The organism is Pseudomonas sp. Z1-29, assembly GCF_051131995.1.
Classification (GTDB): Bacteria; Pseudomonadota; Gammaproteobacteria; order Pseudomonadales; family Pseudomonadaceae; genus Aquipseudomonas.
Map to the genome: position 1 here is coordinate 3,412,935 of NZ_CP071645.1, position 21,523 is coordinate 3,434,457.

Here is a 21,523-nt window from a genome sequence, read left to right on the forward strand (position 1 = left end):
CCGTATGAACCTGCCTGCTTCCACCTTGCTTGTCCTGGCGTCCGGTGACGATGTTGCCGTAGCCCGGGGCGACATTCCCGAAGGTCAAAGCCTCAGCGCCGATGGCATCACGCTGATCGCCCGACAACCGATTCCATCCGGTCACAAGATCGCCCTGCGCCCGGTGTCGGCCGGCCATCGGGTACTTAAATACGGGCAGACTATCGGCCAGTCAACTCGAGACATAGAGCCCGGCGATCACGTCCACGTGCACAACCTGGACATGTCTGCGACCAATGCCGAACACAGCGTTCGGTACGTCTATGTGCCCACATTGCCGAGCGCTCGCCCCGCTACGTTCGAAGGTTATCTGCGTGACGATGGACGCGTCGGCACGCGCAACTACATTGGCGTGATTTCCAGCGTCAACTGCTCGGCGACCGTCTGCAAGCACATCGCCAAGGCCTTTTCCTCCGAGCGGCTGAAAGACTTCCCCAACGTCGACGGCGTCGTCGCAATCACCCATGGCAGCGGTTGTGGCATGGGCGCCAAGGGTGAAGGCATCGACATCCTCAAGCGCACCTTGCGCGGGTATGCCGATCACGCCAATTTCGCCGGGGTGCTGTTGATCGGCCTCGGTTGCGAGGTCAACCAACTCACCCCGCTCATGGATGAACTGGGCGATCGCCGCGCTGCACTCAAGGCCAGCCTGATCATTCAGGACGAAGGCGGCACCCGCGAAGCCGTGCAACGTGGTATTGCCGCGATTGAAGCGATGCTGCCCATCGTCAACCAATGCCGGCGCACGACCGTAGCCGCCAGCCACCTGTGCGTCGGTCTGCAATGTGGCGGCTCGGATGGCTACTCAGGCATCACGGCCAATCCGGCGCTCGGCGCGGCCGTGGACCTGCTGGTGCAACAGGGCGGCACCGCGATCCTTTCGGAAACCCCGGAGATCTACGGCGCCGAGCACCTGCTGACAGCCCGCGCCGCGTCCGCCGACATCGCGGCGAAACTGATGGAGCGCATCCATTGGTGGGAAACCTATGTGCAACACAACGACGGCGACATGAACAACAACCCGTCACCGGGCAACAAGGCCGGAGGAATCACCACCATTCTGGAAAAATCCCTGGGCGCGGTGGCAAAAGCCGGCTCGACCGGGCTGATGGGGGTCTATCACTACGCTGAAAAAATCGATACCCGGGGCCTGGTGTTCATGGACACGCCCGGCTACGACCCGGTGTCCGCGACCGGCCAGGTGGCCGGCGGCGCCAATCTCATCTGCTTCACCACGGGTCGCGGCTCGACCTACGGCTGCAAGCCCACGCCCTCCCTGAAGATAGCCACCAACACCCGCCTGTTCCAGCACATGGAGCTGGACATGGACTTCAACGCGGGTGGCATTGTCGACGGTGTGGAATCGGTGGCCGAGGCCGGTGAACGGTTGTTCCGGTTGATGCTGCAGGCCGCTTCCGGAAGCCGCACCCGCAGCGAGGAAAACGGCCTGGGCGATAACGAATTCCTGCCCTGGCAGATCGGTGCGGTGATGTGAGTCGTTGCACTCTTTCCCACATCAATGAACACGATCAAGCGGCTATGGTAGCCTTTGCGGACTCTCAGATGGACGCCCACCCATGGTCTCACCGATCAATCCCGCCGAACGCAAGCCGTACCAGAAAATCGCTGATCAACTGCGCAACTACATTGCCGAGGGGGAGTTCAAGACGGGCGCAAGACTTCCCCCCGAGCGAGATTTGACCCAGCTTCTCGGGGTTTCCAGGCCGTCCCTTCGCGAGGCGCTGATCGCCCTGGAAATCGACGGCGACATCGAGATCAAGATGGGCTCCGGCGTGTACGTACGGGCCAGGTCCGGCGATGCAAAAAAACCGAGCATGACCTTGGGCGAGAGTCCCTCGGAACTCATGCAGGCTCGTGCCTTGATCGAGGGCGAGTCGGTGATCCTGGCGTGTCTGCATGGCAAGAAAAGCGACTACCGCTACCTGCAGGAATGCATCGATGCCATGCGCGCGAGCATCGCCAGTGGTCTGCCGCCGTTGGAGGATGACCGCAGATTTCATCAGCGCCTGGCGAAAATGAGCGGCAACTCCGCCCTGGTGCGGATCATCACCGCCCTGTTCGATGAACGTCACAATCCGATTTCGGCGCACCTGAGCAAACACGCGGAGAACGCACTGACGTGGGAGGCGGCAGTCGTCGAACATGAAGCAATCCTGCACGCCGTAGCCGGCAAGGATGTGCTCGGCGCCCAAACCTCGATGCGCCAGCACCTGAGCCGCTCGGAAAACCGCTGGCTGCGGGCGCTCGAACCTGAAGCCCCCGCCGACTAGCCCCACCCGTTCAATCCTCTGAACACAGAACTGTTTGGTCCGGGGACATGGTGGAACTGTGGCGAGGGGATTTATCCCCGCTGGGGTGCGCAGCGACCCCAAACCGGTTGAATACGATTTGCCTGATGCACCGAGGTGCCTGGGTTCAGGACTGCTGCGCAGCCCAGCGGGGATAAATCCCCTCGCCACAAAAGCCCCGGCGTCCTGACGTTTGCCTCGATTGATGCTGGTACCCGCTTTTGTGGCGAGGGGGCTTGCTTCCGCTGGGTTGCGCAGCGACCCCAATCCGGTTGAACGCGATTTGCCTGATGCACCGAGGTGCCTGTTTCAGGGGCTGCTGCGCAGCCCAGCGGGGATAAACCCCCTCGCCACAAAAGCCCCCGCGTCCTGACGCTTGCCTCAATTGATGCTGGTACCGCTTTTGTGGCGAGGGAGCTTGCTCCCGCTGGGGTGCGCAGCGCCCCCAAACCGGTTGAATACGATTGGCCTGATGCACCGAGGTGCCTGGGTTCAGGACTGCTGCGCAGCCCAGCGGGGATAAATCCCCTCGCCACAAAAGCCCCGGCGTCCTGACGCTTGCCTCGCTTGATGCTGGTACCGCTTTTGTGGCGAGGGAGCTTGCTCCCGCTGGGGTGCGCAGCGCCCCCAATCCGGTTGAATACGACTTGCCTGATGCACCGAGGTGCCTGGGTTCAGGACTGCTGCGCAGCCCAGCGGGAGCAAGCTCCCTCGCCACGGGGTGTTGCTCGGGATTTAGTGTGCTGTTTGGTCCAGTTGTCGGCGCACGGCCAGTTCCACGCCGCGGATTTCCGCCAGGCCCTTGAGGCGGCCGATCAGGGAGTAGCCGGGATTGCTCTTGCGATGCTGGTCGTCGAGCAACTGATGCCCATGATCTGGACGCAGCGGCAAGCGCGGGCCGCCTTCTCGCTCGCGCCGGCGCTCTTCGGCCACCAGGGCACTGATGACCCCGACCATATCGACGTCCCCAGCCAGGTGATGAGCTTCATGAAAGCTGCGTGGATCGGCTTCCCGACGGGTCGAACGCAGGTGAGTGAAGTAGATGAACGGCGCAAATTGCCTGGCCATCGCCACCAGGTCGTTGTCCTCACGCACGCCATAGGAGCCGGTACAGAACGTCAGGCCATTGGCCGGGCTTGGCGCGGCATCCAGCAACCATTGGGCGTCTTCGGCGGTAGAAAGAATGCGCGGCAGCCCGAGCAATGCCCGGGGCGGGTCGTCCGGATGGATCGCCATGCGCACGCCCACCTCCTCCGCAACCGGAATCACCGCGCGCAAAAAATACCCCAGGTGCTCACGCAACCTGGCCTCGTCGATGTCGGCGTAGGTACGCAGCAACTCGCGGAATTTGTCCAGGCTGTAGTGTTCTTCGGCGCCGGGCAATCCAGCGATCAGGGTATCGACCAAAGCTTCGCGCCCGGCCGGCGACAGTTGTTCGAAATAGGCCTTGGCCTGCCGGATATCCTCGGCGCTGTACTCGTCTTGCGCTCCCGGCCGCTGGAGGATGAACAGGTCGAAGGCGGCGAACGCAGTCTGGTCGAAGCGCAAGGCCCAACCGCCATCCGCCAGTTCATACGTCAGGTCGGTGCGGGTCCAGTCCAGCACCGGCATGAAGTTGTAGCAGACGATATCGATACCGCAGCTCGCCAGGTTACGCACGCTTTGCTGGTAGTTGGCGATGTACTCGTCACGACGGCCGCAGCCGCGCTTGATGTCTTCGTGCACCGGAATGCTTTCCACCACCGACCAGGTCAAGCCGGCCGCTTCGATCAGCGCCTTGCGCGCCGCGATGGCGTCCACCGGCCAGACCTGGCCATTGGGAATCTCGTGCAACGCGGTGACGATGCCGGTCGCACCGGTCTGGCGAACGTCTGCCAGGGAAATCGGATCTTTGGGGCCAAACCAACGCCATGTCTGTTCCATGTTCTTCTCCTTGTTATCAGTTGGGTGCGGCAAAGGTGTGCAACAGGCTGTCGACGCCATCGCGGGTCAAGGCGTCATAGGCGTGGTGCACGGCGTCGCGAAATACGGCGCGAGCCGACAGCGCCGGCGGGAAGACTTCTTCCAGGTCGAGAAAAGCATCGACCCGCGATGCGCCGTCGAAGCGTCCCGCAACGTCGGCAAAGGTTGCGCTCAGCGGGTCGTCAACCACATGCGCCGGTCGGCCGGGCAACGGCTGCGTGCAGTAATGAATCCAGGCGGCAATTCCCAGCGCGGTGCAGTCGATGCCGCGCCCTTGGTCGAGCAATTGCTCTGCGCCAAGCAACCAGCGTTGCGGCAGTTTTTGCGAACCGTCCATGGCAATCTGGCGCAAGCGGTGTTGCAGGCTGTCATTGGCGAAGCGCGCCAGCAGGTCGCGACCGTAAACCAACAGGTCGATTCCTGCCGGCATGTCCAGCGAGGGCGCAGCTTCCTCGGTCATGTAGCGCTCGATGAAATGCGCCAGCCTTACATCGCTGACAGCCTCGAAGACTGACTCATGCCCGGCCAGCAGCCCCACATAGGCCAGCAACGAATGGCTGCCGTTGAGCATGCGCAATTTCATGGTTTCGAACGGGCGCACATCGTCGACCATCTGCACGCCTTCGGCTTCCCAGTCCGGTCGACCAAGGGGAAAGTGGTCCTCGATCACCCACTGGCTGAAGCTTTCACAGACCACGGCGGCGCGGTCGTGGCAGTCCAATTGTTGCGCCAGCCGGGCGAACGACTCCTCGTCCATCGCCGGCACGATGCGGTCGACCATGCAGCTGGGAAATGCCACCTGTTGCTCGATCCACTGCGCCAGCGCCTGATCCTGCAACGCCGCCAATGCGCTTACCGCCTGGCGGGTGCGCTGGCCGTTGTCGGGCATGTTGTCACAGCACAACACGGTAAACGCCGGGACGCCCGCGGCGCGACGACGACGCAGGGCTTCCAGTACGATGCCGGGCGCCGAGCGCGGCGCCCGCGGATGGGCGATGTCATGGGCAATTGTCGGATCCTCACGGCGCAACTGCCCTGAAGAAGGGCTCAGGCAGTAGCCTTTTTCAGTGACGGTGAGCGTGACGATCCGCGTCTGCGGCGCGGCCATGCGTTGCAACAACTGCTCCAGCTCCTGACCGCCCTCGCCCGCATACAAGGCCTCGCGCAACACGCCGATTTCCCGCAGCGTCACCTGCTCGCGGTCACGATACTCCGCCACATGGTAACGACCGTCCTGCTCGCGCAATTGCTCGACCAAAGCGTGATTGGAGCGCAGGTTGGCGCTGCACAAGCCCCAGTCGCTGTCGCCGTGGCGATTGAGATTGCGTTGCAGGTACACCGCCTGATGCGCCCGGTGAAAGGCCCCCAGGCCCAGGTGCACGATGCCGATCTCGCGGGCCTGGCCAGTGGCGGGAACGCGTTGGTTGAGCGACATGGCTATCCTCCTTCAGGGATGGTCGAGGGCTGGACGCGGCTGGACGCCTGCATCGGCCTGCGGCGCGACACCTGCCACCGCCAGCGGCTTGACGTAACGCGCCACGCACAGCGCGCCGATGATGGTCAGCAGGCCCGCCAGCAGGAACGCGCTGGTGAACGAGCCGGTGAACTGGACGATGAACCCGGTCAGGGTCGGCCCGATGATGCCCGAGGTGTTGGCCAGGAAATGCATGAAGCCACTGACGCCGCCGACACGCGCCGCAGGCACTGTATCCTGGATGATCGCCCAATAGATCGCGCCGGTGAGGTAGAGGAAAAACACCGCCAGCGCCACCAGGATGACGGCCGGATACAGCGTCTTCACCACCCCGGCGACGCCGATGCAACCGGCGCAGGCCAACAGGCAAGTCACCAGCACGACTTTGCGCGAGAACATGATCCGCCCGGTCTTCTTGAACACGAAGTCGGAAATGAACCCACCCAATGCCAGACCCAGGAAGCCCAGCAGCCAGGGGATGACCGTGGCGATGCTCATGTCCTTGACGTTCAGGCCGTGGGCCATGGTGAGATAACTGGGGAACCAGGTCAGGAAGAAGAACAGCGTGTAGTTATAGGAAAAGAACGCCAGGGAGGTGAACAGCACCGTCGGCTGCTTGAGGTAGAACCGCAGCGGGAATACCGGTTGCGACGCCAGCTCGCTCTGCCCCTCGGCCCGCAGGATATCCTCGGCGCCCTCGCCCTCGGGCTTTTCCTTGACGAACTTGTACCAGATTGCCGCCCAGATCAGGCCGACCAGCATGATGATGATGAACGACACCTTCCAGCCGTAGGTGACCGCAATGAAGCCCACCACCGGACCGGAAATCGCCCCGCCCAGCGGCGTGCCGGACATCGAGGCACCGAGGGCTCGTGCCCGGCGCTTGGGGGTGTACCAGTTGTTCACCATCTTGCTGGTGGTGACGCTCAGCGGACCTTCGCCCATGCCGAACAGGATCCGGATGAGCACCAGCGACGCGAAGCCCACCGTCAGCACCGTGAGGCCGCTGAACAACGACCACAGGACCATGGCCAGCAGCAACGTGGTCTTGGCGCCATAACGGTCGGCGGCCCAGCCACCGATGAAGTTGAAGGCGGCATAACCGACGAAAAAGCTGCTGAAGATCATGCCCATCTCACCCGTACTCAGACCGTAGTCCTTCTGGATGAACGGCGCCGCCACAGACAATGCCGACCGGTCGAGGTAATTGATCACCCCGGCCAGGAACAGCATGATGATGATTAAGCTACGTCCTTGACCAAACATGGTGGAACCTCCCGCTTGTTGTGTTTATTCGGTGAGGGTGCCCATGACAGGCACGATGAAACCGGTGATGCAGACGGCTCAGTGAAGGGCGCCCGTCAGCTCCACCAGGACTTTTCGGGTTTGCTCGGGGTGCTTCTCGATCAGGTCGATGGCGCCGGGCATTTCATCGAAGCTGACGCGATGGCTGATCAGGTCCTGGACCTGCAATTTGTCGCTGGCGATCAGTTCGATCACCCGCGCAAACTTGCGGTTGTTGAGCCTGGAACCGACCAGGGTCAATTCCTTCTTGATCATTTCCAACTGCACCAGATCGCTGGGCGTGGCATTGAAGCCGAGCAATCCGATGCGCCCGGCCGGCGAGGCCAGGCGCACCATCTGCGGCATCAGCGCCGGAATGCAGGCAGCATCGACGATCAACGGCACGCCCTCGCCCTGGGTGTGCTCACGCATCAGCGCTTCGACATCGACTTGCTGGCCGTTGAGGGTCCGACTGGCGCCCAGCGCACGCGCTGTCTCCAGGCGGCTGTCGATGACATCGGTCACGGTGATGTCGGTCATTCCCAGCGCCCGGGCCATTTGCACCAGGGTCAGGCCGATCACGCCGGCGCCGTAGATCAACACGCTGTCACCCGGCTGCGGCTGCATCCGATCGAGCACGTTCAGGGCAATGGAATAAGGCTCCACCAGGGCGCCGTGGCTGAGGGACATCAAATCGGGCAAGCGGTGGGCGTTCTCGGCCGGGACGCAGACCTGCTCGCTGAAGCCGCCGTCACGATGCACGCCGATCACTTGCAGCCGCGTGCAGACGTTCGGCCGCCCAATGCGGCAGGGATAACAGGTGCCGCAACTGATCACCGGATCGATGCACACCCGGTCGCCTGTCTGGAGGTGCTCGACACCTTCACCGACCTGCCGGATCACTCCGGAGAATTCATGGCCGGTGACCCTGGGGAAACGCACGAATGCGTTCTGCCCGTGAATGATGTGCATGTCCGAGCCACAGATGCCGGCATACGCCACATCGACCAGCACCTCGCCACGAGCGACCTCGGGGCGGTCGACCTGGGCCAGGCCGAACTCGAAGGGTGCTCTTACCTGGAACGCTTTCATCGGATGACTCCTGGCGGGACATTCGTCCCGTTTCCTTGAATGGGTTGAAACCGTTTCACCAATGCCACAGCGTGCCGTCTTCAAGACGGTTGACCGGCAGGCTGGCGCGTTTGTAGGGGTATTGGCGGGCAAGCTCTTCATCGATATCGACGCCATGCCCTGGCGTTTCGCCCGGGGTGAAATGGCCGTCCTCGAAGCGATACGCATGAGGGAAGACCTCATCGATGCGGTCTTCGTGAGGCATGTGTTCCTGGATGCCGAAGTTCGGCACCCACGTATCGAAATGCAGGGCCGCGCCCATGCACACTGGTGACAGGTCGGTGGCCCCGTGAAAACCGGTACGCACCTGGAACAGCGCGGCGAAATCGGCAATTCGCCGCACGTGGGTAATGCCGCCGGCATGCGCCAGCGTCGTGCGGATGTAGTCGATCAACTGTTCCTGGATCAGTTCGCGGCAGTCATGGATCGAGTTGAACACCTCGCCCACCGCCAGCGGCGTGGTGGTGTGCTGGCGGATCAGGCGGAAGCTCTGCTGGTTTTCCGCCGGCGTGCAGTCTTCCAGCCAGAACAGGTTGTACGGTTCCACGGCCTTGCCCAGGCGCCCGGCCTCGATGGGCGTCAGGCGATGATGCACGTCGTGGAGAATGTGCAGGTCGTCGCCAAAACGTTCGCGCACGGCGGCAAACAGCTTGGGTACGTAATTGAGGTATTTGGCGGTGTCCCAGACGTGTTCCGCGGGCAGGTCGCTGTCGGCCGGCTCGTAACGCTCGCCACTGCGTTTGGCGACCCCGTACGTCGTGGCAATGCCCGGGACTCCGCATTGCACCCGCACGGCCTTGTAGCCCAGCTCGACATGACGGGCGACTTCGTCCAGGCAGCCTTCGATGTCCTTGCCGGTGGCGTGCCCGTAGACCATCACCCGCTCACGGCTCTTGCCGCCTAGCAATTGGTACAGCGGCATGTTCGCGGCCTTGGCCTTGATGTCCCAGAGCGCCACGTCGACGGCGGCGATGGCCGTCATGGTCACCGGCCCCCGGCGCCAATAAGCGCCGCGATAGAGGTATTGCCAGATGTCCTCGATGCGATGGGCATCGCGGCCGATCAACGCAGGAAGAACGTGCTCTTCCAGATACGCGACGACGGCCAGTTCGCGGCCATTCAACGTGGCATCGCCGATGCCGTAGATGCCTTCGTCGGTGACAATCTTCAACGTGACCAGGTTGCGCCCCGGGCAGGTAACAATGACACGCGCTTCAACGATTTTCATAAGTCAGACCTGTTCGACAAAAGGAAGTGAGGACGTGCCCATGCTCGGCATGGCCGCCTGCGGAATCAGCGCGCCCCGGTACTGGACGACCTCGGCAGCCAGGCGATGGCCCCAGCGGGCGGCCTGCTGCGGATCACCACCGCGCAGATGGCAGGCCAGGTACGCAGCGTTGAACGAATCACCGGCAGCGGTGGTGTCGATGACCTGCGCGACGGTCTGTGCGGGCACTTCGAAACGCCCCTCGGGACACTGGATCAGGCAACTGGCCGCGCCACGCTTGAGGGCGACTTCGCGGACTCCCGCCTCGGCGTAGGCGCTGAACAAGGCATCAGGGTCGTGGTAGCCGAACAGGCTCGCGTCGTCTTCCCAAGTCACCAGCGCCAGGTCGCTCAGGTGCAGCAGATCGCGATAGGCCTGCCGAGCCGTTTCAGGGTTGGGCCAAAGGTGGGGACGGTAGTTGTTATCGAAGACGATACGCGTGCCCGCCCGGCGAGCCCGGTGCAAGGCATGGATCAGGCGCTCGCGCCCCTCCGGCAGGAGGATCGCCAGGGTGATGCCGCTCAGGTAGACATAGTCGTAATCGGCCAGCGCAGCGAGCACGGCCTCGGCCTCGGCGCCTTCGAACATGCGCCGCGCCGCCGCTTCCCCGCGCCAGTAGAGGAACCGCCGCTCGCCGTGTGGATCGGTCTGGATGAAGTACAACCCCGGCAGCGCGTCTTCAATCACCCGGACATGCGCATCGCCAATACCTTCGTCCAGCCAGGACTGGCGCATGGCCGCGCTGAATGCGTCGTTGCCCACCGCGGTCATGTAGTCCACGGCGACAGCGCCACGTGGATTCAATCGGGCCAGGTAGACCGCGGTGTTAAGCGTATCGCCACCGAAGGTCTGCGTGATCTCGGCATCCGGCCCGCCGCGCACCTCGATCATGCACTCACCCACCAGCGCGACCTTCAGCGGTCGGGGGAAGCGGGTGTCCGGGCCATGGTTGAGTGTCAAATCCATCATTACGCGCCTTTCTTGTTTTTAAAACGGCGTTTCATTTTTATCTCAAGGCCCGAGTCTAGTCAGATTTCCGGCCTCGTCAAGCAAAAATGAAACAGCGTTTTGTTCTGCTTGCGTATATCCTTGGGTTTTACTTTCACGTTGGAGCCTTCATGGACAACAGCGTCATTCCCAACAACGATCTGGTGTCGGCGGTTGGCCGGACCATGGCCGTGCTCGAAGCCCTGGCCGAGCATCCGGAAGAAAGCGGCGTGTCGGAAATCGCCACCAAACTGGACATGTCCAAGGCCACGGTTTATCGCTTCCTGCAGTCACTCAAGGCTCGCGGGTATGTGGTGCAGGATGCCGAAGACCGTTATCGCCTCAGCGTCCGGCTGTTCGAACTGGGCGCCCAGGCCCTGCCCCATCTGGACATCGTTCGCGAAGCGGAGCCGGGGATGCGCCGGATCAACGAGCTGACCGGCGAGACCGTGCACCTGGGGATCCTTGACGAAGGCAGCATCGTCTACGTGCACAAGATCGACTCCAAGTACAACCTGCGCATGTACTCGCGCATTGGCCGACGGGCGCCGTTGTATTGCACCGGCATCGGCAAGGTGCTGATGGCGTGGCTGGAAGAGGAAGAGCTGCTCGCGCACCTCGCGCAGGAAAGCTTCGAACGTCGTACGGCCAATACCTTGACCAGTGTCGAGGCGTATCTGCAGGAGTTGGAGATTGTTCGCCAGCAGGGCTATGCCGAGGATCACGAAGAATTCGAAGACAACATGCGCTGCCTGGCGGCACCGATCCGCGACCGGTTCGGCCATGTGATCGGCGGGATGAGCGTTTCATTCCCGTGCTTTCGCTTCAGGGAAGAATTGAAGCAGGACTACGTCAAGCAACTGATGCAGGCGACGCAGCAGATTTCAGCTCAGTTGGGTTGGCATGCAGTTGAGCGCTAGATCCGACGACAAACCCGTGGCGAGGGAGCTTGCTCCCGCTGGGCCGCAAAGCGGCCCCTTTTTTTGGGCCTGCTGCGCAGTCCAGCGCGAGCAAGCTCCCTCGCCACAGGACCGTCGTTGCTCTCAAATGAACTGCATTACCTGTGGGAGCGAGCCTGCTCGCGAAGACGTCGGCACATCCAACATCACTGCAAGCTGACCCTCCGCTTTCGCGAGCAGGCTCGCTCCCACAGGGATAAGTGTTCAGCCTTGCATTCAGCTTGCTTCTACAGTCTTTAACGCCCAAACGTTATTTCGCGAACAGCTGGCTCATGTCCTTGAACGCCTTGAACTCCAGCGCATTGCCGCAAGGGTCGAACAGGAACATCGTCGCCTGCTCGCCCACCTGGCCCTTGAAGCGGATGTAGGGTTCGATCACGAATTCGGTACCGAACGACTTCAATCGCTCGGCCAGCGCTTCCCATTCAGCCCAACCCAACACGACGCCGAAGTGCGGCACCGGCACATCGTGCCCATCCACGGCATTGCTGTGCGCGTTTTCCTGGGAAGCGGTCTTCGGATGCTCGTGGATCACCAACTGGTGCCCGTAGAAGTTGAAGTCGACCCATTGATCACTGGAACGGCCCTCCTCCAGCCCGAACACCTGGCCATAAAAGTTTCGGGCTGCCGCGAGGTCATAAACCGGGATTGCGAGATGGAAGGGTGAAAGGCTCATCAGGACTCCAAATGACAATATTCTTGTTCAAGGGCACGCTTATCAAGGCGTGCCCTATCGTAGGCGCGGCCACTGAACAATAAAATCAATATAAATTTCTCAGAATCACAATTATTCTTGATGAATGATCAAAGAACTCAAGACCCTCATCGCCGTGGCGCGCGAAGGCACTTTTGCCGCCGCCGGGCACAGGATCGGCCTCACCCAGGCGGCAGTCAGCGCGCAGATCCAGCGTCTGGAAGCCGAACTGGGCTTCGAGCTGTTCGACCGCAAGGGACGCTCGGCCCACCTCAACAAACGGGGCCAGCAGATACTCCTGCAAGCCCAGGAGCTGCTCCGTCTTTACGACAATCTCGGTTCCACCCTGCCCGGACTACCCGCCAGCGTCCTGGTAAATATCGGCGCGATCGCCTCCGTCCAGCGCTCCTACCTGCCGGACGCCCTCGCCAGGTTCCACCAGCAGTGTCCGCAATGCCGCACGCGGGTGGTGCCAGGCCTGTCGGTCGAGTTGATCAACCTGGTGGACGCCGGCGAAATCGATCTGGCGGTGATGATCCGCCCGCCGTTCTCGCTGCAAAGCGACCTGCGCTGGACGACCCTGGCGCTTGAGCCCTACCGGTTGATCGTCCCCCGTGGAATGCTCGGCGAGGACTGGTCGGCGCTGCTGTCCAGCCAACCTTTCATCCGCTATGACCGGTCGTCCTTCGGTGGCAGGCAGGTCGACCGTTTCCTGCGGCAGATGCACTTCACCCTGCGCGAAGTGTGCGAGCTGGATGAACTGGACGCGATCATCAAACTGGTGGAAAAAGGCGTCGGTGTCGCCCTGGTGCCGCAGACATCGGCCCATCAGCCATGGCCTAAAGGTGTGCGGGCGCTCGACTTGGGCCAGCACACTTTTCACCGCGATATCGGCCTCATCCATCGCTCGCGACAGAGCCTTGCCGACCCCGTCGCGACCTTGGCCGAACTGATTCAAGAGCAGGCCGGCGGTGGTGTTGGATAACGCCCTCTGCAGCGGCTACCAGACCGCGATATGCGAATCCGCGCGCGGTTCGGTCCCGCCACACAAGACGCCAGTGACCGGATCGCGCAGGATGATCTGGCCGCGCCCGTAATCGGTCAGGTCGCTGGCGACCTGAACCTCGTGGCCGCGGCGTGCCAGGGCATTGACCAGGTCCCGTGAAGCGCCCTGCTCGATGCCGACCTTCATCTCGCCCAGCCACTGCCAGCGCGGCGCATCCAGGGCCGCTTGCGGGTTCAGGCCGAAATCCACCAGGTTCATGACCATTTGCACATGTCCCTGGGGTTGCATGTAGCCGCCCATCACGCCAAAAGGGCCGAGGGCCTCGCCATCACGGGTAAGGAACCCGGGAATGATGGTATGGAAGGTCTTCTTGCCTGGGGCCAGGCAATTGGCGTGGGCCGGATCGAGGCTGAACTCCTGGCCGCGATTCTGCAGGGCGATTCCGCTGTCGGGCAGCACCACGCCGGAGCCGAACCCGTGGTAATTGCTCTGGATGAACGAGACCATATTGCCCTCGCCGTCGGCAGTCGCCAGGTACACCGTGCCGCTGGCGTGGGGATCGCCGGGCTTCGGCGGTTGGGCCTGTTCGCCGATCTGTCCGCGACGGCGGGCGCTGTAGTCATCACTGAGCAAATCGGCCACCGCCACGCGCATGTGCAGGGGGTCGGTGATGTGGTGCAGGCCGTCGCTGTAGGCGAGCTTCATCGCCTCCAACTGGCGATGCCAGGTCTGCTGGCTGTCACGGTGATCGAAGTCGAAGCCTTCAAGTATTTTCAACGCCATCAAGGCCACGAGGCCCTGCCCGCTCGGAGGGATCTCCCAGACATCGACGCCACGGTAATTGACGTGGATGGGGTCAACCCACTGGGCGCGATAATCCCTCAGGTCCGAGGCACGCAGGTAGCCGCCGCTGGCTCGGGAATGGGCATCCAGGCGCTCGGCCAATGCGCCGCGATAGAGGCTTTCGCAGCACGTGTCGGCCAGGTCCTGGAGCGTGCGGGCCTGGGCCGGGTTGCAGAAAATCTCCCCGGCCCGTGGCGCGCGACCTTCGATGAGAAAGGTATCGAACCAGGCCTCCAGGACCGGATCGCGATGAGGCGTGAGCTCGTTCAACGCGACCTGCCATTGATGGGCAACCACCGGCGACACTACAAAACCGTCCCGCGCCAGGCTGATCGCCGGTTGCAGCAGCTCGGCAAAAGGCAGCTTGCCGAAGCGCCGGGACAGCTCGGCCCAGGCCGACGGGCAGCCGGGAACGGTGACGGGTGTCCAGCCATACACCGGCATTTGTTCATGGCCGGCCGCCCTGACCGCCTCGATGCTCAAGGCCGCCGGTGCATGGCCGTTGCCGTTGAGCCCATGCAACTGGCCCTTGCACCAGACCAACGCGAAGGCGTCGCCGCCGATACCGCAGCCGGTGGGCTCCACCACCGTCAGCGCCGCCGCCGTGGCGATGGCGGCGTCGATGGCGTTGCCGCCTTTTTGCATGATCTCGATGCCCGCCTGGGCTGCCAGGGGCTGGGACGCGGCGACCATGCCGCGACGGGCAAAAACGCTCTGGCGCTGCGAAGGATAGGGGTATTCGTGGGCAGAAAATTTCAGCATGGCAAAGGCTCTTCAATACGGGAATTCATGGCCGGGAAAGGTCACAGCACGCGACTGAGAAAGGCCCGGGTGCGCGGGTGGATGGGGTGACAGAAAATCTGCTCCGGCGGCCCTTGCTCGATGAGCTCGCCCTGATCGAGCACCACCACGCGGTCCGCCACTTCGCGGGCAAAGCCCATCTCGTGGGTCACCACGACCATGGTCATGCCCTCCTCGGCCAACTCCTTCATCACCTGCAGGACCTCGCCAACGGTTTCCGGGTCGAGGGCGCTGGTCGGTTCGTCGAACAGCATGGCCTGGGGTTTCATCGCCAGCGCGCGGGCAATCGCCACCCGCTGTTGCTGGCCGCCGGAAAGCATCGACGGGTAGTGATCGGCCTTGTCCGCCAGGCCGACCCGCTCCAGCAAGCCGCGAGCCTGTTCCAGCGCTGCGGCGCGAGGCACGCCGAGCACCTGGATCGGCGCCTCGATGATGTTCTCCAGGGCGGTCATGTGGGGGAACAGATTGAAGCGCTGGAACACCATGCCGATGTCCCTTCGTTGGCGGGCGATGTTGCGCTCCGACTCACGCACCAGGCTGCCGTCGGCCCGCTCGCGGTAACCCATGGCCTGGCCATTGACGCGAATGCGTCCGCCCTGGATGTCTTCCAGCAGATTGATGCAACGGATGAAGGTGGTCTTGCCGGAGCCTGACGCACCGATCAGCACCACCACTTCACCGCGCCGCACCTGCAGCGAGATGCCCTTGAGAATCTGCAACTCACCGAAGGACTTGTGCACGTCCAGCGCCTCGATGATCAGCTCTTCACTCTTGTGCGCCATGGTCAACGTGCCCTCAGCAGGTTCAAGGTGCTGCGACCAAACATCCGCAGCGACGCCGGTGGCGGTGATGACGGCCGGTCCGACTGGCCGAAACGGCCCTCCAGCCAGCGCTGGAAAAAGCCCCACAGGGTGGTCAGCAGCAGGAAATAGATCGCCACCACCAGGTACAACTCGAACACCCGGAACGTCGCCGACGTGACCATCTGGGTACTGAGCAGCAGTTCCTGCACGCCGATCACGCTGACCAGCGTGGTGTTCTTGAGCATCACGTTGAACTCGTTGCCCAGCGGCGGAACGATGACCCGGAACGCCTGGGGCAAGACAATGCGACGCATCAGCTTGGCGAAGGTCATGCCCAGGGAACGTCCGGCCTCGTATTGGCCCTTGTCCACCGCACCGATGCCGGCGCGGATGATCTCGGCCATGTAGGCGCCCTCGTTGAGGCCCAGGGCGATGATCGCCGCCTGGATATTGCCGGGCACCACCAGGCCGAACAGTTCGATGTCTTCGAAGCGGAAAATCCCGCCGGCGGCCAGCGCGGTGTAGAGAAAGACGATCTGCACCAGCAACGGCGTACCGCGCATCAGCCACACGTAGAAGCGCACCGGCAGGTGCAGCAGCGGGTTCTTCGACAACCGCAGCAGCGCGGCCGCCAGCCCCAGGGCACAGCCGAGCAGCATCGCCAGCACGCTGATCAGGCAGGTCAGCCACAGCCCGGTGAGGTACACCTCACTGGGCTGCAACAGGTACTGCCAGAACACATCCCAATTGAAATTCATCGACGGTTCGCCTCAATCAAGGGTGTCACTGGAGACATGCCATTTGCCGAGCAGTTGGCTGTAGCTGCCATCGCTGCGCATATCGCCGATCACCTGCTGCACGGCGGCGGTCAGTTGCGGATCGTCCTTGCGAATACCCAGGCCGGTGAGAATCCGGCTGAACGCCGGCACGCCTTCCTCGAACAGGTCGGGGGCCATGGTGGCGTAGTAACCGGCGGTTTCCACGGTGGTGCCGTAGGCGTCGACCTGGCTGATGCGCAGGGCCTGGAAGGCATCGGTGTCGGTGTTGTAGACCACCAGCTTCATCGGCGGCTTGCCGGCCTTGGCCAGAGTTTCGTTCTCAGCGTCGAGCAGGGTCTTGATGGTCGAACCGTTGAGTACCGCGACCTTGTGGCCGGAGAGACTCTGCAGCGTCTTCAAGCCCTTGGGATTGCCCTTGGGCACCACCACCGCCTGGCTGGAATACATGTAGTTGACGATGTCGATCACCTCGCGGCGCTCGGGCTTGTCGAACAGCTGGTCGACGATCATGTCGCACTGCCGGGCCAGCAGCGCCGGAAGCAGTCCCGAGAAGGGAATGACCCGCCATTCGACCTTCTTGTCGCCCAGGCGCTTGGCGATTTCCAGCCCCAGGTCCACGGTCAGTCCCTTGGGTTTCTGCGCCGCATCGAAGGACACCAGCGGTGGCGAATCCATGCCCGAGCAATAGACGAGTTTATCGGCCTTGAGCAGACGCTCCGGGACAACGGGCGCAGCCGCCGCCCATTGCGCGAAGAAACCCAAGTATAAAGCGGCGACCAACAGGCGAGGCTTATGCATGACCAGACACTCCAGTTCAGTAAATGACGGCAGTACTCAAAGTCAAAACACGGGGCAGGCTTAAAGCCTGCTCTCGTTATTTTTTCGATTGCAGAAACTCGATCAATTCAGGAACGGTGCCCTCGATGTGCGCACGCACCACCGCCTCGGCCTTCCCCGCATCGCCTGCACGCAGGGCATCGAGGATCAACGTGTGCTCCTGGCGCGCACTCAGGGGCTTTTCCACGTGCTGCAGCCACAGGCGCATCGGCGCTTCGATCAGCGAATAAAGCGCGCTGATCTGCTTCAGCAAGCGCGGGCGACCGCTGAGGCTGCATAGATATTCATGGAACGCGCGATGGCGGCTGACCCACTCGGCGCTTTCCTCGCGATAGTCGTCCATCTCGTCCAGCAGGCGTTCCAGGGCGGCCAGTTGACGCTCGCCGATTTTCGCCGTGGCAACGCGGACCGCCAGGCCTTCGAGGGCGCTGCGCATTTCAAAGACTTCGTGCAGTTCGTCAATGTCCAGGCCACTGACCACCGCGCCGCGATTGGGCCGCAGGGTCACCAGGCCCTGGGCATCCAGACGCCGGAAGGCCTCGCGCACGGGCATGCGGCTCATGCCGATCTCGTTGGCGATGTCCTCGGCGATCAGCCGGTCGCCTTTGCGCAGGCGACCGCCGCAAATGGCTTCGAGCAGAAAGTTGTAGGCTTCTTCCTCGGCAGTGATGGGCGGACGTTCAGCGTAGGTCGGGGCAAACTGCATGGCAGCACCTTCTGCATTTTTGTATCCAATTATCCATGGATTCACAAAAGCAGCATGCGTGCCAACCGCGCCGCTGGTTGTACAAGGGATTGATTTTGAGGAAGTTGTTGAGGAAAACGGCGGGCGCGCTACAGGCTGGGTCGCACCCGGTGTGCTACCAAACAGCTCAGCGGCTGCCTTTTATGAGTGCAGGACAGCGCTTCGGTAACACCGCGATGCCGTTCACTTAAGGCATGTTCATGCGGGTGCCCGGGGTGTATCGGAAGGCGACTCACCAAACAGCGCCCGGTAATGGGCGGCAAAGTGGCTCAGGTGGAAAAAACCCATCGCCACGGCGATCTCGCTGACATTCAGCGCGGTCGCGCGGGTGCTGATCAAACGACGACGCACCGCATTGAGCCGCAGGTTGCGCAAATACTCCACCGGACGTATCCCGGTGACCGCCTGGAAGCTGTTCTGCAGGGTCCTGCGGCTCACGCGCAATTGTTCGCACAGGTCCAGGATGCTCAACGGCACTTCGGCGCTGGCCATGACCAATTCCTGGCACCGCTTGACCAGGTAGGCATTGACGGCAACGTTGCCGCGACGCCCACGCACCTCGTCCGAGGCATGGCTGAACAGATCGAGGAAAGCATTGAGCAGGACGTCTTCGAGGATTTTTTCCACGGCGGGATTGGCGGCGCTCGCCTGTTCCAAAAGGTGACGAAACAGCGGTTGGATCTGCTGCTGGACCCTCGACAACACCGCTTCATCCACGCTGATTTGCGAAACGCTTTTCAGGCGTTTGAGCTGTTCGTCCGCCAGCTCATAAGCCGCCAGCTTGGCAAAACGCACCGTGTCGACGTTGGCCGCGAAGAAATGCGTGCCTTCCGGGGCGTGCAAGATGAAGTCTTCGCCGTCGCGCAACAGCACGACGCTGTGGGCGCCGACCTGGTGCCCTTGGACCACCGGCGCATTGCCCAGCGACAGGGCAATGCACAAGCGCCCTTTCGGCGCGCTACCGCGCTGCACCACGCGTTTGTCCAGCACCTCCTGGAAGATCTGGAAGCGCTCGGCGCACACCTGCCGCAGCTCGCTGGAAAGGCAGCCACGGCCGAGTTGGTCATAGACCTGATGCCAGCCGAGGATCGAACCGGCGTGTTGTTGAGGATCATTGAAGGTACGAACTTCGGCGAACATGATCGTTGTTCCTCGGTGGCCCTGCGCTTATTGCCCGATGCTGATATCCAAAGAAATCGATAAACCCCGTGGTGTCCTTGAGAGAATTGTTCTCATCGGTGAAAAACCAAAGCCAGTTCCGTGCCAAGCATGTGCAAGCGATATTCGCCGGGCCTGATGTCCAACGGCGCCAACAACGACCCGGAAAGCACCACCTGCCCCGCCTCAACGCATTGCCCATCGGCCAGTAATCGCCTGACCAGCCAACACAAATTCGACACCGGCGTGTCCTCGCGCGCCAGCACGTTTCCTTCTCCGCATGCCACCCCGTCGCATTCCAGCCGGTAGTTCACGTGGGGCAATTGATCAGGACTGAACCCCACCCGTGGCCCCAGGCAGTACAGCCCCGCGGCGGCGTTGTCGGCCAGGAACGCGCCGACGCCGAAACGCCAGCCCTGCCAGCGGCAATCGGCGATCTCAAACGCTGGCACGACCTCCGACACGGCGGCGAGGATGTCCTCGTCGCTGTGAAAACCAGGCTCCAGCGCGCGCCCGAGGACAAACGCCAATTCGATTTCCAGCTTCGGCTGGATCAGCCGTGCAAGCGCCACCGCACTGCCGGGCTCCACGGCCATGGCATCGGTCAAGCCGCCCAATACCGGCTCATCGAGCCCGAAGCGTTCCTGCGCCGCGCGACCAGCGAAAGCGACTTTCCAACCGCTCAACTGCTCACCGCCGGCCTGGCGTCGGCGCAACGCCTCGCGCTGCAAGGCGTAGCCCTTCGGTAAATCGAAAGCCTGTGATTCCAATGAAGGCAAGGCATGTACCGCCTGCGCGGCGTCGTGAAGCCGGACCAACAGATCATCTTCACGCCTCATGACAGTTGCTCCGCCAGTTTGCGCAACACGCCTTCGAGCCGCTCGGGCGTGGTGATCGCCGCGACAAACCGATCCGGCCGCACCACCACGATGCAATCGCGCACCCTGGCAAACCACTCGCCCAGACGGTTATCAACGTCTTCAATGCATATGGCGCCGTTGGCCGCCAAGGGCTGGTTGCGCCCCACGCCACTGCGCGAACGATTGATCTGGATGAAGCGCGTCTCCCAGCGCGCCCACCAGGCCGCGGTTTCTTCGCCCAGGTGCGCGGCCGGATTGACCCGATAACCGAGCACCGCGTAGGAATGCCCCAGCACCTCATCCAGCTGTCGACGCTGCCCTTGGGCATCTTCGATTGAAGGCTGGATGAACAATTGCCCGACCAGGTCATCTTCGTGCAGCTCGGCGCGCTCGTGGTAGACCAGGCCTTTGGTGATGGTCGCCTTGGGTTTGAACTTGAACTCCAGCAAGTGCGAGCGAAGGTTGTCGACGCTGTTCACCGCCTGGAACAACCAGTCCCGCACCCCAGCCATCAGTGGGTTGGTCAGGCCGAGGACCGCGCCCATGTTGTCGGCCAGCGCGATGAGGTCTGTCGCATGGCCGCGGCGCTCCTGGTCGTAACTGGCGAGTATCGCCGGTGATGCCCGGCCCTGGAGGATCGCCGCCAGTTTCCAGGCCACGTTGACCACGTCACGCAGGCCCGAGTTGAGTCCCTGCCCGGCCCAGGGCGGAGAAATGTGCGCCGCATCGCCCACCAGCGCCACGCGGCCGGCGACAAACCGCGCCGCCACTCGCGAGTTGTGGGTGTAGGCACGGATCCGGATGATTTCCAGCTGATCCACCGCATCGCCGATATGGCCACGGATCAGCTGTCGGATCGTTGTTTCTTCGCACATGCGGGCCTCGTCCTCGCCTTCCAGCAGCATGAACTCCCAACGTCGTTGCTGGTACGGCAAATAGATGCACACGAAGGGCCGCTGGGGATCGGCATGCAGGGCTGTGTACGGCGCATCCAGGGTGTCGTTGGCCGTGTCGACCACCACCCATTTGCGCGGATGGGTCAGCCCCAGCAGCTCGATACCGAGTTTCTTGCGCACGCTGGAGCGGCCGCCGTCGGCACCGATCACGTACTGTGCACTCAACTGATACAGCTCACCCTGGGCATCGCGCACCTGCAAGGTCACGCCCGCTTCATCCTGCTCCAGGTCGAGCATTTCATGGCCTTGACGCAGCTCGACGCCCGCGTGCTTGCCCAACTGCTCACGCAAGGTGCCTTCAAGCAATTGCTGCATGAAGATGTTGCGCATCGGCCAGCCATAGTGGGCCGTGCTCGGCTTGACCTCGGCAAAGCACACACCGCGTGCGTTGTAGTAACGCAGGGGCACGTTGCAGATCATGTCCCGCGCAGCCAGCTCCGCAATGCCGATGCCTTGCAGCACGCGCAGCGCTTCATCGTCCATGCCCACCGCCCGGGGATACGGCAGGATGCCCTCGGCCAATTCGAGGACGATGCAGTCGATGCCGTACAGCCCCATGTAATGCGCCGCCGTGATCCCGTTCGGGCCGCCGCCCACGATGACAACCTGGGTTTTGTCCTGCTTCATCG

At 62.6% G+C, this 21,523-nt stretch carries 19 protein-coding genes; 4 read left to right on the forward strand and 15 right to left on the reverse strand.

Going from position 1 to position 21,523, the window contains the following annotated elements; all coding sequences use genetic code 11:
• Window positions 1-4: 4 nt before the first annotated feature.
• On the forward strand, window positions 5-1,534 hold the full coding sequence (locus tag J3P84_RS15345) for a UxaA family hydrolase (RefSeq protein ID WP_434624101.1): 1,530 nt from the start codon (window positions 5-7) through the stop codon (window positions 1,532-1,534).
• A gap of 82 nt (window positions 1,535-1,616) precedes the next feature.
• Window positions 1,617-2,330, forward strand: a complete 714-nt coding sequence (locus J3P84_RS15350; RefSeq protein WP_434624103.1) for a FadR/GntR family transcriptional regulator — start codon at window positions 1,617-1,619, stop codon at window positions 2,328-2,330.
• A 753-nt stretch (window positions 2,331-3,083) separates the two neighbouring features.
• Here J3P84_RS15350 and uxuA read toward each other — a convergent pair.
• The 6 genes from uxuA to J3P84_RS15380 form a co-directional block, all read right to left on the reverse strand.
• A complete protein-coding gene (gene uxuA / locus J3P84_RS15355) occupies window positions 3,084-4,271 on the reverse strand; it encodes a mannonate dehydratase (RefSeq protein ID WP_434624105.1) in 1,188 nt (395 codons plus the stop codon).
• Window positions 4,272-4,287: 16 nt separating this feature from the next.
• On the reverse strand, window positions 4,288-5,745 hold the full coding sequence (locus J3P84_RS15360; protein WP_434624107.1) for a mannitol dehydrogenase family protein: 1,458 nt from the start codon (window positions 5,743-5,745) through the stop codon (window positions 4,288-4,290).
• Between the two features lie 12 nt (window positions 5,746-5,757).
• Window positions 5,758-7,050: an MFS transporter gene (locus tag J3P84_RS15365; protein ID WP_434568715.1), complete on the reverse strand. Its 1,293-nt coding sequence runs from the start codon at window positions 7,048-7,050 to the stop codon at window positions 5,758-5,760.
• 78 nt (window positions 7,051-7,128) lie between these two features.
• Window positions 7,129-8,160: a Zn-dependent oxidoreductase gene (locus J3P84_RS15370; protein ID WP_434624109.1), complete on the reverse strand. Its 1,032-nt coding sequence runs from the start codon at window positions 8,158-8,160 to the stop codon at window positions 7,129-7,131.
• A 55-nt stretch (window positions 8,161-8,215) separates the two neighbouring features.
• Window positions 8,216-9,427 carry a D-mannonate dehydratase ManD gene (gene manD, locus J3P84_RS15375; protein ID WP_434624111.1) on the reverse strand — a complete coding sequence of 404 codons (1,212 nt, stop codon included), beginning with the start codon at window positions 9,425-9,427 and terminating at the stop codon, window positions 8,216-8,218.
• Window positions 9,428-9,430: 3 nt separating this feature from the next.
• On the reverse strand, window positions 9,431-10,432 hold the full coding sequence (locus J3P84_RS15380; protein WP_434631345.1) for a sugar kinase: 1,002 nt from the start codon (window positions 10,430-10,432) through the stop codon (window positions 9,431-9,433).
• Window positions 10,433-10,584: 152 nt separating this feature from the next.
• Between J3P84_RS15380 and kdgR the strand changes: the two genes are divergently transcribed.
• A complete protein-coding gene (gene kdgR, locus J3P84_RS15385; RefSeq protein ID WP_434624113.1) occupies window positions 10,585-11,373 on the forward strand; it encodes a DNA-binding transcriptional regulator KdgR in 789 nt (262 codons plus the stop codon).
• Window positions 11,374-11,662: 289 nt separating this feature from the next.
• Here the strand turns inward: kdgR and J3P84_RS15390 are convergent, their stop codons facing one another.
• A complete protein-coding gene (locus J3P84_RS15390) occupies window positions 11,663-12,088 on the reverse strand; it encodes a VOC family protein (RefSeq protein ID WP_434624115.1) in 426 nt (141 codons plus the stop codon).
• 124 nt (window positions 12,089-12,212) lie between these two features.
• Here J3P84_RS15390 and J3P84_RS15395 point away from each other — a divergent pair, with 124 nt between their 5' ends.
• Window positions 12,213-13,091 (forward strand): LysR substrate-binding domain-containing protein, encoded by an 879-nt coding sequence (locus J3P84_RS15395; RefSeq protein WP_434624117.1) that lies wholly within the window; start codon window positions 12,213-12,215, stop codon window positions 13,089-13,091.
• A gap of 15 nt (window positions 13,092-13,106) precedes the next feature.
• On the opposite strand, the gene J3P84_RS15400 is transcribed toward J3P84_RS15395, so the two are convergent.
• From J3P84_RS15400 to J3P84_RS15435, 8 genes are all read right to left on the reverse strand, one after another.
• Window positions 13,107-14,717 (reverse strand): gamma-glutamyltransferase family protein, encoded by a 1,611-nt coding sequence (locus J3P84_RS15400; protein WP_434624119.1) that lies wholly within the window; start codon window positions 14,715-14,717, stop codon window positions 13,107-13,109.
• Between the two features lie 41 nt (window positions 14,718-14,758).
• Entirely contained in the window at window positions 14,759-15,538 is a 780-nt protein-coding gene (locus tag J3P84_RS15405) for an amino acid ABC transporter ATP-binding protein (RefSeq protein ID WP_305495035.1), read from the reverse strand.
• A 2-nt stretch (window positions 15,539-15,540) separates the two neighbouring features.
• Window positions 15,541-16,317, reverse strand: a complete 777-nt coding sequence (locus J3P84_RS15410; RefSeq protein WP_305495036.1) for an amino acid ABC transporter permease — start codon at window positions 16,315-16,317, stop codon at window positions 15,541-15,543.
• Between the two features lie 12 nt (window positions 16,318-16,329).
• On the reverse strand, window positions 16,330-17,136 hold the full coding sequence (locus J3P84_RS15415) for an ABC transporter substrate-binding protein (protein ID WP_434624122.1): 807 nt from the start codon (window positions 17,134-17,136) through the stop codon (window positions 16,330-16,332).
• A gap of 76 nt (window positions 17,137-17,212) precedes the next feature.
• The gene (locus J3P84_RS15420; RefSeq protein ID WP_434624124.1) at window positions 17,213-17,881 is read right to left on the reverse strand and encodes a GntR family transcriptional regulator; all 669 of its coding nucleotides are present in this window, start codon (window positions 17,879-17,881) and stop codon (window positions 17,213-17,215) included.
• 237 nt (window positions 17,882-18,118) lie between these two features.
• Window positions 18,119-19,060 carry a helix-turn-helix domain-containing protein gene (locus J3P84_RS15425; RefSeq protein ID WP_434624126.1) on the reverse strand — a complete coding sequence of 314 codons (942 nt, stop codon included), beginning with the start codon at window positions 19,058-19,060 and terminating at the stop codon, window positions 18,119-18,121.
• Between the two features lie 92 nt (window positions 19,061-19,152).
• The gene (locus tag J3P84_RS15430; RefSeq protein ID WP_434624128.1) at window positions 19,153-19,917 is read right to left on the reverse strand and encodes a 2-keto-4-pentenoate hydratase; all 765 of its coding nucleotides are present in this window, start codon (window positions 19,915-19,917) and stop codon (window positions 19,153-19,155) included.
• Window positions 19,914-21,521: a bifunctional 3-(3-hydroxy-phenyl)propionate/3-hydroxycinnamic acid hydroxylase gene (locus tag J3P84_RS15435; protein ID WP_434624130.1), complete on the reverse strand. Its 1,608-nt coding sequence runs from the start codon at window positions 21,519-21,521 to the stop codon at window positions 19,914-19,916. Before J3P84_RS15435 ends, J3P84_RS15430 begins: the two co-directional genes overlap by 4 nt.
• Window positions 21,522-21,523: the final 2 nt, after the last annotated feature.